At 43.8% G+C, this 12,773-nt stretch carries 12 protein-coding genes; 6 read left to right on the top strand and 6 right to left on the bottom strand.

Annotated features, from left to right (window positions below; all coding sequences use genetic code 11):
- The first annotated feature begins 141 nt into the window (after positions 1 to 141).
- From BM283_RS04890 to sdhA, 5 genes are all read left to right on the top strand, one after another.
- Positions 142 to 1,863 carry an OprO/OprP family phosphate-selective porin gene (locus tag BM283_RS04890; RefSeq protein WP_090690274.1) on the top strand — a complete coding sequence of 574 codons (1,722 nt, stop codon included), beginning with the start codon at positions 142 to 144 and terminating at the stop codon, positions 1,861 to 1,863.
- A gap of 140 nt (positions 1,864 to 2,003) precedes the next feature.
- Entirely contained in the window at positions 2,004 to 3,023 is a 1,020-nt protein-coding gene (locus BM283_RS04885; RefSeq protein WP_090690271.1) for a PstS family phosphate ABC transporter substrate-binding protein, read from the top strand.
- 130 nt (positions 3,024 to 3,153) lie between these two features.
- On the top strand, positions 3,154 to 3,543 hold the full coding sequence (gene sdhC, locus BM283_RS04880) for a succinate dehydrogenase, cytochrome b556 subunit (protein ID WP_090690269.1): 390 nt from the start codon (positions 3,154 to 3,156) through the stop codon (positions 3,541 to 3,543).
- A complete protein-coding gene (sdhD, locus tag BM283_RS04875; RefSeq protein WP_090690266.1) occupies positions 3,537 to 3,890 on the top strand; it encodes a succinate dehydrogenase, hydrophobic membrane anchor protein in 354 nt (117 codons plus the stop codon). The genes sdhC and sdhD overlap by 7 nt, the downstream gene beginning before the upstream one ends.
- Before the next feature lies 1 nt (position 3,891).
- A complete protein-coding gene (sdhA, locus tag BM283_RS04870; RefSeq protein ID WP_090690263.1) occupies positions 3,892 to 5,655 on the top strand; it encodes a succinate dehydrogenase flavoprotein subunit in 1,764 nt (587 codons plus the stop codon).
- A gap of 358 nt (positions 5,656 to 6,013) precedes the next feature.
- On the opposite strand, the gene ftsB is transcribed toward sdhA, so the two are convergent.
- The 6 genes from ftsB to BM283_RS04840 all read right to left on the bottom strand — a co-directional run bounded on the left by ftsB (position 6,014) and on the right by BM283_RS04840 (position 11,890).
- Positions 6,014 to 6,319, bottom strand: a complete 306-nt coding sequence (gene ftsB, locus BM283_RS04865; protein WP_090690261.1) for a cell division protein FtsB — start codon at positions 6,317 to 6,319, stop codon at positions 6,014 to 6,016.
- A complete protein-coding gene (gene eno, locus BM283_RS04860) occupies positions 6,319 to 7,602 on the bottom strand; it encodes a phosphopyruvate hydratase (RefSeq protein WP_090690259.1) in 1,284 nt (427 codons plus the stop codon). The genes ftsB and eno overlap by 1 nt, the downstream gene beginning before the upstream one ends.
- 149 nt (positions 7,603 to 7,751) lie before the next feature.
- Positions 7,752 to 9,431 carry a CTP synthase gene (locus tag BM283_RS04855; RefSeq protein WP_090690256.1) on the bottom strand — a complete coding sequence of 560 codons (1,680 nt, stop codon included), beginning with the start codon at positions 9,429 to 9,431 and terminating at the stop codon, positions 7,752 to 7,754.
- 530 nt (positions 9,432 to 9,961) lie between these two features.
- Complete coding sequence (locus BM283_RS04850) at positions 9,962 to 10,381, bottom strand: ExbD/TolR family protein (protein ID WP_046849054.1); 420 nt, start codon at positions 10,379 to 10,381, stop codon at positions 9,962 to 9,964.
- Positions 10,381 to 11,154, bottom strand: coding sequence for a MotA/TolQ/ExbB proton channel family protein (locus tag BM283_RS04845; RefSeq protein WP_090690253.1), 774 nt, complete (start codon positions 11,152 to 11,154; stop codon positions 10,381 to 10,383). Before BM283_RS04845 ends, BM283_RS04850 begins: the two co-directional genes overlap by 1 nt.
- Before the next feature lie 4 nt (positions 11,155 to 11,158).
- Positions 11,159 to 11,890: an energy transducer TonB gene (locus tag BM283_RS04840; RefSeq protein ID WP_090690250.1), complete on the bottom strand. Its 732-nt coding sequence runs from the start codon at positions 11,888 to 11,890 to the stop codon at positions 11,159 to 11,161.
- Positions 11,891 to 12,249: 359 nt separating this feature from the next.
- Here BM283_RS04840 and BM283_RS04835 point away from each other — a divergent pair, with 359 nt between their 5' ends.
- The gene (locus tag BM283_RS04835; RefSeq protein ID WP_090690372.1) at positions 12,250 to 12,666 is read left to right on the top strand and encodes an RDD family protein; all 417 of its coding nucleotides are present in this window, start codon (positions 12,250 to 12,252) and stop codon (positions 12,664 to 12,666) included.
- Positions 12,667 to 12,773: the final 107 nt, after the last annotated feature.

Raw genomic sequence — 12,773 nt, 5'->3', positions numbered from 1 at the left:
TCCTGTTAATAAAGAGTGACTTCCAATACTTCAGGTTTTGATCGGCTTAGTTACTTTCCAAGTTTCGTCATGAATGTCATAAATCTGTAATATTCATCCTCTAACATGCTGTCCCTAATGACAATTCATTAAGGACAGAACATGAGGATATTCAAGCAAGCGCTAGCACTCTCTTTGGCCTTGAGTGCCGGAGCTGTTTCAGACGTGATGGCATTAGAGCTTTACGTCGATACCAATACCAAGCAAATTTTTGCTGAACCGGGGCCTGGTCGAGTACTGTTGGGTACGTTTGTAAAATCTGAAGATGCGCCTGCAAAAACTGAAACACCAAAAGTACGATCAGCACCGCCACAGACTTCAGCAGAATCATCGAGCAAAACTGAGTCGGCTGAATTAACTCCCAGCCGTAAAGCTCAAACCACAGAGCTGGCAGATAAAGCTGCGAATGAGAGCCTTGCCGACAAGGTTTCAGTGCTTGAAGAACGTGTCAAGGAAGCCGAGAAAGTTCATATGGAGTTTGATGATCGGGGTTTGCACTTTAAAACCAAAGACGGTAATTTCTCATTTGCTGTGAATGGACGTATCCAACCTGCCGCGCAATACAATTTTATCAATGATCCGGATCCAGCTTTCGGTCAGAATACACCCAATGAACTGAATAGCGGCGCGAATATCCGCCGGGCACGTCTTGGTGCGGAAGGGACTTTTTTCAAAATATGGGATTATAAATTTGAGTTCGATTTTAGTCGTGGCAATGGTACGGTAGCCTCTGGCATTACCGATGCTTTTGTGCGGCTGAACCATACTGATGCATTATCCTACAAAATTGGTTCGTTCAAGGAACCATTCAGCTTGGAAGAAGCGGCCAGCAACCGTTTCTTGACCTTTATTGAACGTCATATGGCAGTTAACTCTTTTGTCGACAACCCTAATACTTACAAAACAGGGATAGGTGTCAATTATGCCGTTCCACGCTGGCAGACGGGAATTGCCTTCCAAACAGAACCTGTTGGTGGATGGTCATCGGCTTCCACCTCGGTCAACGCCAACGGCAATCAGAGTCGCAATAACGGCTCTGGCGATACTGGCTGGACAGCGATCGGCCGTATCACTGGCAGGCCGTGGATGGAAGATGATACCAAATTCCTGCATGTGGGTATCTCTGCGGGACATACTGACGTCAATACCCAGTACCGGGCTGATGGCACCATGGTGGGTGAGGGATCAGGCGGAGGTGGGGGCGGCATGTCGTTCACAGCATTTCCGGGAACAAACGTTGATCGTACCAATATTCTGAATACCGGAAACCTCAGTAATGGTGCATTAAATGATCCGAATCGGCGCCAGATTACAAGTTTCGATCGTTACGGGGCGGAATCCTGGCTAGTGTATGGGCCATTTTCAGCGCAAGCTGAGTTTTTACGTACCAATATCAACGGCGTCGGTTATGATAATGAGCATTTGACTGGCTACTATGGTTTTGTAAGTTACTTCCTGACTGGTGAATCGAAGGCCTATCACATCAGGAATGGTGCTGCAAACCGGATTAAACCCAAAAAACCGTTTAATTGGAACGGTTCAGGTTTTGGTGCCTGGGAAGTTGCTGCGGGTTATGACTATATTGACATGAACTCTGGTGTCATCAGAGGGGGCCGAGCTTCCATGTTCAGATTCGGGTTAAACTGGTATCCCCATTCCAATGTCAAATTACAGAACAATATTGTGTACTTGATAGATGTCGATACATCTGGAACGCCAGTTACTAATACAAATGGTTATTCAGGTGGAGCTGGAGCACGTACCCGCGGATGGGATAACGGCGGTTTTGCAGCATTCCTGTCACAGATTACAGTCGATTTCTGAGTGGATGTAAATAAAAACATACTGCTAGCGTGCGCTATCCAGCGGAAATATCGGGTAGTTTCCCGAATTCCCGGCTGGAAGATGAGAAATCTCTGAGCAAGCTGCGTTAAGGCGATCATCTCAAATAACCGGAGGAGAAAATGTTACAAGTACACAACCTTAAAGTGCTGAGCATATTGAGCTTGATAAGTGCGTTGATTGGTGCGGTCGATACCGCAAGTGCTCAATCCATTGTTAAAATAGATGGCTCCAGCACTGTCTATCCCATCACCAAAGCGATAGCAAAGAATTTTCAGGTCGCTAAAAAAGATACGGTCAAAGTGATGGTGAATATCTCTGGCAGCGGCGGTGGCTTCAATAAATTCTGCCGTGGTGAGATCGATATTGTGAATGCTTCCCGTCCTATCCTGCAGAATGAAATGGCAGAGTGCAAAAATTCCCGCGTGAAATTCGTGGAGATACCTGTGGCTTTTGATGCCATAACCGTGGCGGTGAATCCGGATAATACCTGGGGTACCACCATGACTGTCGCACAACTGAAGAAAATATGGGAACCGCTTGCGCAAGGCAGAATCACCAGGTGGAATCAGGTCAACCCGTCATGGCCGAATGAAGAATTCAAACTTTTTGGAGCTGATTCAGCATCGGGTACTTTCGATTACTTCACCAAGGCGATCGTAGGCAAGTCTAAATTAATTCGCGGCGATTATGTTGAATCTGAAGACGATAAGCTATTAGTGGAAGGAGTAGCCAGCAATAAGAATGGGTTAGGTTTTTTCGGTTTTCACTATTACATCGAGAATCAGGATAAAGTTAAAGCCGTTGCGATCGATAGCGGTAATGGCGGTGTCTTGCCATCCGTTGAAACAGTTGAGAATGGCAGTTACCGACCTCTCTCCCGTCCGATCTTTATTTATGTCAGTATCAAGGCGGCAGAAAAGCCTGAAGTAAAACAGTTTATTGAATTTTATCTAAAGAATGCTCTCCTTCAGGTAAAAAAAGCCGAATTCGTCCCATTGCCACCGTCAGCCTACCGAACGATGTTGGAGCACTTCAACAACAAAAGAGCAGGATCGGTATTTAATGGCAAACCGGCCATCGGCCTTACGATTGATGAAATGATCAGGCGTGAAGGTCGCACAGAATTCGAGCATTATTAAGACAGCCATAAAATAGATTAGAATGAGGATTTGGCATTGTATGACACGGGATAACAGATTAAACTAGGCTTAGTAGAGATCGGTTAGCGTTGTCAATTACCTAAAAATAATAGGGTCCATCACTCATTCTATGGAAACAAAATTTCAAAGAGAGCGGCCAAAATATCTCAATCTCTTAAAGATTAAGCAGCCCTTGCCAGCGCAGGTTTCCATCCTGCATCGCATAAGTGGGGTATTATTATTTTTTCCTGGTATTCCATTATTGCTTTGCGGCTTGCAAAAACTATTAGGTTCGCCCGAGGGTTTTGCCCAGTTACAACTGATATTGGCTGATCCATTGGTGAAAGGGGCTTTATTACTGCCAATATGGTTTTTCATGCATCATTTTTGCGCCGGTATTCGTTATCTGGCGCTTGATTTACATTATGGTACTTCCCTGCAGCAAGCACGTTTGAATAGTAAAATTATATTGATAATGGGGTTTGTCCTGACAGCACTGGTCGGGGTTTTCTTATGGTAAAGAATCTGAATCGTGTGATAACAGGTTCTCATTATGGTTTACGGGATTGGTTAATTCAGCGTATTACAGCCGTGGTGATGGTGGTTTATGTGCTGCTATTGGCTTTTCTGTTCGGCTTCTATCCCATTTCTGATTATGCGGCGCTGAAATCGTTATTTGCCAATCAATGGATAAGAATAGTTTCTTTTTTATTTTTTATCAGCCTTTGTTGGCATGCCTGGGTAGGGATACGTAATGTCTTGATGGATTATGTTCACGCCACAGGTATCCGTCTGACGATGTATATTGTCGTCATCATTTCCTTGTTTTTATATCTCATCTGGTTTGCTGAAATTCTGTGGGGTTAACGTGAATATCCCTAAACGAAAATTTGATGTCGTCATTGTTGGTGCAGGTGGGGCGGGGATGCGCGCTGCGCTACAATTATCAGAGGCCGGCCTGAAAGTAGCCGTACTGTCTAAAGTGTTCCCCACCCGTTCTCATACCGTTGCTGCACAAGGTGGTATTGCTGCCTCTCTGGGTAATGTCACCGAGGATAATTGGCATTGGCATATGTATGACACAGTAAAAGGATCTGATTATCTCGGTGATCAGGATGCAATTGAATTCATGTGCCGGCAGGCTCCTGAGGTTGTTTACGAGCTCGAACACTATGGCATGCCATTTGATCGGTTGGAGAATGGCAAAATTTATCAACGTCCCTTTGGAGGGCATTCTCGGAATTTTGGCGATACGCAGGCAACACGATCCTGCGCAGTGGCTGATCGTACGGGTCATGCTATGCTGCATACACTTTATCAGCGTAATGTGAGTGCAAATACTCAGTTTTTTGTAGAGTGGATGGCATTAGACCTTATTCGGGATCAGCAGGGCGATGTGCTGGGTGTTACTGCGCTGGAAATGGAAACGGGTGACGTCATGATTCTGCAAGCGAGAGCGACATTATTTGCTACAGGTGGTGCCGGTCGCATCTTTCATGCGAGTACGAATGCCTTTATCAATACGGGAGATGGCCTCGGTATGGCTGCGCGTGTTGGTATCCCGCTGCAAGATATGGAATTCTGGCAGTTTCACCCAACTGGTGTGTATGGTGTGGGCGTACTGATCAGTGAAGCTGTGCGGGGAGAAGGGGGGTATCTGATCAATAAGGATGGTGAGCGTTTCATGGAACGCTATGCCCCACATGCTAAGGATCTGGCGAGTCGCGATGTGGTATCACGGGCATTAACGACGGAAATAAAAGAGGGGCGAGGTTATGGCCCCCATGCTGATCACCTTTTACTGAAGCTGGATCATCTTGGCGCTGAGGTCATTAAATCACGCTTACCGGGAATACGTGAAATCGCAATTAAGTTTGCGCACATCGATCCCATTGAACAACCTATCCCTGTTGTGCCAACAGCTCATTATATGATGGGCGGGATTCCTACCAATCTGCATGGCCAGGTCGTGGCGCCATATAAAACAGGGCCCGAAGAAGTTGTGCCAGGCTTTTATGCAGTAGGGGAGTGCGCTTGCGTTTCTGTCCATGGCGCAAATCGTTTGGGTACGAATTCGTTACTGGACCTTATCGTCTTTGGGCGATCAGCAGGTAATCAAATTATTGAAGATTTGAAGCGGAATTCCCACCATAAGCAACTTCCTGCTGACATCGCTGATACATCACTCGCAAGATTGGCACGTTTGGATAACCAGAAAGAGGGAGAAAGTGTGGCCCAAGTGGGGGAAGTATTAAGAAAAACCATGCAGAAATATTGTGGTGTATTTCGCTTTGCTAACATGCTTAAGGAAGGGGTCGAAGAAATCAGTGAAGTGGCTCAACGTGTTGCACAAACAGAAATTAAGGATAAAAGTAAAGTATTTAATACGGCTCGGGTTGAAGCATTAGAACTCGATAATCTGATTGAAGTCGCAACGGCAACCATGGTATCAGCTGAAGCTCGTCGAGAAAGTCGCGGTGCACATGCGAGGAATGATTTCCCTGAGCGGAATGATGACAAATGGCTTAAGCATACTTTATTTTTCAAGGAAGATCGTCGTATTGACTATAAACCTGTTCGGTTGAAACCTTTGACCGTAAGCTCATTTCCGCCTAAGGCAAGAACTTATTAACCATAATCTAATAGTTTATAGCTTGACCAGTTAAGAAGGCTCATTGTCCTATCGAATATGAATAGGCGCTGTTCAAAGCACTGCGTAAACAACTAAACCGTCGATATGCTCTTTAAATCCTATCCATTCTGGATCATTCTTAAACTGGTTAGACTATAAATAAAAATAATACGGCAGAAGAGCCGACAAAGTTATGTTTGATTCAGCTGGTAGGGTGCGTGCAATAAGTGTAACGCATTGCACTAGATGATGAGGTAGCACATACGGTGCAATACCCGCTAGTTATTGCGCTCTACGCCGGTTACGACAACAAATGGGATTATGCTTAGTAACCAAGCATAATCCCAATCATTACATTCTATTGTCTGTCTATGTGCGTATTATTTTCTTCATTACTCTCCATGATCTGAAAAAAAACCTCATCTGAGCGTATCATTCCCAATTCATTGCGGGCGAGTTCTTCAATGGCATCGAGTCCTTTCTTAAGATTATTAACTTCTGCTTCCAGAACGGTATTACGATTTTGTAATTTCTGATTAGTTTGGCGCTGGCTAGCCAGTTGCTGGTCTATTTCATAGACGTTTAGCCAACTCCCTTTGCCATACCATAAGGGGTATTGCGCCAGAATAATCAATACAATAAACGTAACAGCCAGCTTCTTCATTACCTGAGCTGGTAGTAAGCTTTCCGTCCTGGATATTTGGCCATATCGCTAAGATCCTCTTCGATACGCATTAATTGGTTATATTTTGCTAAGCGATCAGAGCGGGATAGCGAGCCTGTTTTAATTTGTAATGCGCTTGTTGCGACCGAAATATCAGCAATGGTAGTGTCTTCCGTTTCTCCTGAGCGATGAGATATCACGGCAGTGTAACCAGCACACTTAGCCATTTCGATGGCAGATAAAGTTTCCGTAAGCGTCCCGATTTGATTAACTTTAATCAAAATTGAATTAGCTACCCCGCGTGCGATGCCTTCTTTTAGAATTTTTGTATTAGTAACGAATACATCATCGCCAACAAGCTGCACTAATTTGCCTAGTTTATTCGTAAGTAGCTCCCAGCCATCCCAATCATGCTCGCTCATGCCATCTTCAATACTGAGGATGGGATATTTATCTACCCAGCTAGCAAGATAGTCAACAAATTGGGCTGAGGTAAAACTCAATCCTTCTGAATCGATATGATATTTTCCATCCTTATAAAACTCAGAGCTCGCGCAATCAATACCAATAGCAACATCAGAACCCGGTAGATAACCCGCCTGATCAATAGCCTGTACGATCAGCTTGAGCGCTTCTTCATTACTCATGAGATTGGGGGCAAATCCTCCCTCATCACCGACCGTTGTCGGCATATTTTTTTTATTGATGAGTGATTTGAGTGTGCTAAATATCTCAGCACCACATCGTACCGCTTCGCGAAAGCTTTGCATGCCTAACGGGATAATCATGAATTCCTGCATATCCAGATTATTATTAGCATGTGCGCCACCGTTAATCAGATTCATCATAGGCACCGGCAGTGACATTGCGCCAACACCTCCTAAATAACGGTATAGCGGTAAGCCAGATTCCTCCGCGGCTGCTTTGGCGACCGCTAAGGAAACAGCGAGAATGGCATTCGCCCCTAACCTTGATTTATTCTCGCTGCCATCAAGATCTATCAGGGACTGGTCGATGAAAGATTGCTCTACTGCATCAAGCCCCATAATAGCTTCTGAGATTTCGGTATTAACATTTTCAACCGCTTTTAATACGCCTTTCCCTGAGTAACGCTGCTTGTCTTCATCACGTAATTCTACTGCTTCTTTAGTGCCAACAGATGCCCCTGAAGGAACCGATGCGCGTCCCAGCACACCAGATTCAAGTAATACATCTGCCTCAATGGTCGGGTTGCCACGGGAATCTAAAATTTCACGGGCGATTACATCCACTATTGCACTCATGCGACTTTCCTTGTAGTTATTTCACTTAAATATTATTGTTAAATTATTAGTGTCTAAACAAACCAATCATTTTTTGTCATTGGATTGTTTGTGAAAGATTGGGTAGATAAATTCAATAAACAGGAAGATATAAAGCACATGACAACGATTCAAATTGAATTTTCTAATTCAGCGCTACTTTTCTTTTCTGAGTTGCCGTGTTTGTGGGCAAAATCAATAGCAGCTTTCACATAAGCTTTGAATAAAGGGTGTCCCCTTCTAGGTGTAGAAGTAAATTCGGGATGAAACTGACAGGCGACAAACCAGGGGTGCTCGCTTTGTGATAATTCGATCATTTCACATAAATTTTCTTCTGCAGATACCCCGCTTACGTATAGTCCTGCTTGTTCCAATTGAGAGATAAATTCGGCATTGACTTCATAGCGATGGCGATGACGCTCAGTGATTTTGTTTTCTCCATAAATCTTTGCTGCCAGTGAATTTTCTTTAAGTAGGCATTCCTGTCCACCTAGACGCATGGTTCCTCCTAGATCTGTCTTTGCGGTACGTTTCTCAAGGTGTCCCTCGCGTGTACGCCACTCAGTGATTAATCCTAGAACGGGATAAGGCGTAGCAGGATTGAATTCTGTGCTATGCGCACCTTCCAGTTTAAGCACATTGCGTGTATATTCAATGACAGCTAACTGCATACCCAGACAGATACCCAGATAAGGGATTCGTTTAACACGCGCGTAGTGAATAGCTTCTATTTTTCCTTCAACTCCACGTTTACCAAATCCGCCAGGAACCAGAATAGCATCCATGCCGAGGAGGCAATCTGTACCCTTTTTTTCAATCTCTTCTGAATCGATATAGCATATATTTATTTTGCTGCACGTATGAATACCAGCATGAATCAACGCTTCGGATAAGGATTTATATGATTCAGTCAGCTCGACATATTTTCCTACTAGAGCAATCGTTACCTCGTGTTTAGGGTGCTCTAGATCATAAATCAGTTTTTTCCAGACGGTGAGATCGGCTGATTTAGCAAGTATATTCAATTTGTGACAGATGATTTCATCCAGCATTTGTTCATGCAGCAATGCAGGTATTTTGTAAATGCTGTCGACATCAATCACTGAAATAACAGCTTCTTCCTTGACATTGGTGAACATGGCAATTTTGCGTCGTTCTTCTTGTGGAAGCATACGATCGGCTCGACAAAGCAACACATCAGGTTGTATCCCAATTTCTCTTAGCTCTTTTACTGAATGTTGCGTTGGTTTGGTTTTTAATTCTCCGGCTGATCCAATATAAGGTAATAACGTTAAGTGAATAAAGCACGTGTCATGGGATGGAAGCTGCACTGCCATTTGCCTGATCGCTTCCAAAAAGGGCAAAGACTCAATATCACCAACGGTACCCCCGATTTCTACAATAGCAACTTGGGCATCGTTTACACCCTTACGGATAAAAAGTTTGATTTCATCAGTAATATGGGGAATGACTTGTACTGTGCCGCCAAGATAATCTCCTCGCCGCTCTTTACGAATGACACTTTCATAGATTTGACCTGTCGTAAAATTATTACGCTTGGCCATCTTTGTCGTGATGAAACGCTCATAGTGTCCTAGATCAAGGTCGGTTTCTGCGCCATCATCCGTAACAAAAACCTCCCCGTGCTGAAATGGATTCATCGTGCCCGGATCGACGTTGATATAAGGATCCAGTTTTAGCATCGTTACTTTAATGCCACGACTTTCGAGAAGGGCTGCTAATGAAGCTGCGGCAATACCTTTACCTAAGGAAGATACTACACCGCCAGTCACAAAGACATACTTAGTCATGGGGGCAATGTTAACTCAAAAAGGATGTAATGGAAACCATAGGCTACAACTTCTATTCACTGTTTTAAAGCAATTACTCAGAGCTATTCTGGATTTCTGTAAAATCGAACTCATTGGAAGCATATAGTTTCAGATTTATCATCTGACATGAAAGTAAATTGTTTGGGGATTGACAAAAAATAGGTGTGTAAAAGGGTATTTCTACCAACATGATGGAATACTATTGCATAAATGGCTTAATAAAGCAGAAATATTGTAATTCCATTTCTAACTCAAAACTGCGTTTGTCGGCCTGACCTGGTCTTCTTTGCCTTGCCGTATTATTGATCCTGTCTGCGGCTGGCCTTCGCGTCAGTTTTGATTGGAAATGAAATTATACAGCTACAGAGCTGTAGAGAGCTATATTCAAATCAACAGAAATTTCTGAGGCAGCCTTGGGTAGGGGGTTACTCAGCAGCTGTTTCATACCAGCTGGCAGTGAGGCGTATCAACAATACGGATATTGCTACAATTTGAGCTGAAATCGTTCTTCATTCGAGAGTTGGATCCGTAACAAAGCCAATTTTTGTTAATCCAGCTTTTGCGGCCATACTCATGATGCGCGCCACATGTTCATAATGGGTATTTTTATCGGCACGAATATGGAGCTCAGTATTAGGAGAATTTTCTGCTGATTGAGTGAAACGGGGCGCCAGTTGCTCAAGCGTAACTGGCTCACCATTCCAAAAAAAAGTGCCTTCAGCTCGAATGGCAAAGTCAATGTGTTCTGGTTTAGTCGTGTTGGGGTGGCTGGAAGCTTTTGGCAAATCAATTTTTACGGAATGCGTGAGTAATGGCGCTGTAATTATAAAAATGATCAATAGTACAAGCATGATGTCCACTAAGGGCACTACATTAATTTCAGACATGGTTGTCTGTTCCTGATAGCGATCTGAGCTGCCAAAAGCCATTATTGCCTCCCTTCAAACGCTGAAGTAGTTGCCGCAGTTGGAGTAAACTGAGGGTTGTGGTTTTGTTCCGCTGCTGCCTTGGCGGTGCTGTCTCCGCTTTTATTGCCCACTGTGACAATGGTAAATAAATCATGTGCAAATGTATCCAGCCGCGCCATCCATATTCTGTTTCGTCTAATAAAAGCGTTATAGGCTAATACGGCTGGAATGGCAACAGCCAATCCTAAAGCGGTCATAATGAGCGCCTCCCCAACTGGTCCAGCTACTTTATCTAATGTTCCTTGTCCAGTAAGGCCGATTTGAATGAGCGCATGATAAATGCCCCAGACAGTACCAAATAAACCGATATAGGGAGCGACAGAACCCGCCGATGCGATAATGGTGAGTCCATTTCCAATGCGAGTAGCCTCTTGATCGATACCATTGCGCAGTGTGCGAGTTAACAATTCGCTTACTCCTCCTGCTGCTGCAAGTTTTTCCAGGCCATGCCTCTGTGAATCAGTCGTCACATCTACGGCTAATTTAGCCAGATGGGCAAACGCATTATCTGTAGAAGAACCTTTCATTTCTATTTTTAATTCCTGTAGAGAGTCAACTTCCCAGAAATGATTGAGAAAAGCATTGGCCCTTCGCGAGGCGATAAAATTACTGATGCTTTTTGTAATAATCAAATACCAGCTCGCTACCGAAAGCAGAAGCAGTAAAATGAATACCACCATTCCTACATGGTCTATCTGAGCTAGAAAATGAGAAAAACCAAGATTTTCTTCCATTACATTAGTTTCCTTGGATGACAAAATTAAAAGGTTGCAATGCGATAGCCCGTACGGGTTTGCCATCACGCACGGCAGGTTTACAGTGCCAGCTCTTAACCGCAGCGAGTGCGGCATTATCCAGTCGGGAATAGCCGCTACTATTGACGATACGGGTATTGCTGATGCGGCCTGATTCATCAAGTTCAACTTGTAGCATGAGTTTTCCTTCCTCACCCAAGCGACGTGAAAGAGTGGGATAATCCGGTGCGCTCAATTCCGGACAAGATACCGATAACTCGGAGGTAAGCGTTACGGGACCAGTTTGCATTTGCTCGGGACGAGCAGCTGGTACAGCCTTCGCTTCTTGCTTTTGTGTCGATTCAGATTCCTCGTGCACAGGCTCTGGCGCAGGCGGGGAAGGGGAATCGACCACTTTCTCTTTAGGTAGAGCAGGTGCAGCAGAAGCTAATTGGCGTTGTTTAGGTTGTGGTTGTGCTTTTTTAACCACTTTAGGTTTTTCCGGAGGAGGGGGGATATGTTCTGCTTTTACATCAGCTTTGGGAAGCTCTGGTGCTTCAATTTTAGGTTGTGGTGGTGCAATCAGTTCGGCAAATAAGGTCACTGTTTGCGTATTGGCAGATGGCAAGCGGTAATGCCACATGCCATAAATCAGGGCGGCATGTACCAAGAGTACACATAAGAGACCGATAAAAGAGATAGAGGAAGGGGCCGAATCGCGCTTAGTATGGGCCATATAATAATTAACGCCCTCCAAGAAAAGAAATATATTAACTAATTAAAACAATTCTTGCTTAGGGAACAGAACATTTACTTAGATAACTTATCGTATCCGGAACAACTTTAAGTTAAGTTGTGATAACAATGTTACTTATTTTAGCTTTAAATAATAAAGCAAACGATAATGGTTATCAATCATTATTAACTTTAATTAAGAAATTCATATTGATTAAAAAGGGTGAACAATCTGGTTTATAAGGGAAAATAGAAATAATCTCTTTAAATGCTTTACAATATACTACTCTTAAAGAACACATTTTCACTAACTTGGCTAATCTGGTCATTAATTATAACCAATGGCCTAAAAAAAATTCCATGACAATCTCAATTCCTCGATTTTGGCGGCGCACGTTATGTATGCTTTACGAGTTTCTGTTGCTGCTTGGAGTCTGGTTTATTGCCAGTTTTATTTTTCATTTGGTATTTCGTGATCCTACCGCACTCTATTTCAAGCCGCTCTTTCAATTTTATCTGCTTTCTGTTGCTGGCATTTATTTTATCTGGTTCTGGACGCATGGTGGGCGGACTTTGGCCATGCAAACCTGGAAAATGCGTGTGGTCACCGTGAATGGTAATAAGCTCAGTACTCGGCAGGCTATTACCCGCTATCTCCTTGCCGTAATTGGCATTACATTTTTTGGTTTCGGAATTATATGGGCATTATTCGATCGTGACCGCCAGTTTCTACATGATCGGCTCGCCGGGACACGCATTGTAAAAGTAGAAAACTGAGATTGAAGTTCAATCTTATTCCATTTCTAAATCAAACCTGATATTGCCAGCTTCACCTTGCCGTATGATTGAGCCTGTCTGCAACTCGCCTTCGCGTCATTTTTTGT

It is taken from the genome of Nitrosomonas sp. Nm34 (assembly GCF_900113925.1).
Lineage (GTDB): Bacteria > Pseudomonadota > Gammaproteobacteria > Burkholderiales > Nitrosomonadaceae > Nitrosomonas.
Note: the sequence above shows the minus strand (reverse complement) of the source record. Positions and strands in the feature narration are given on the sequence as shown.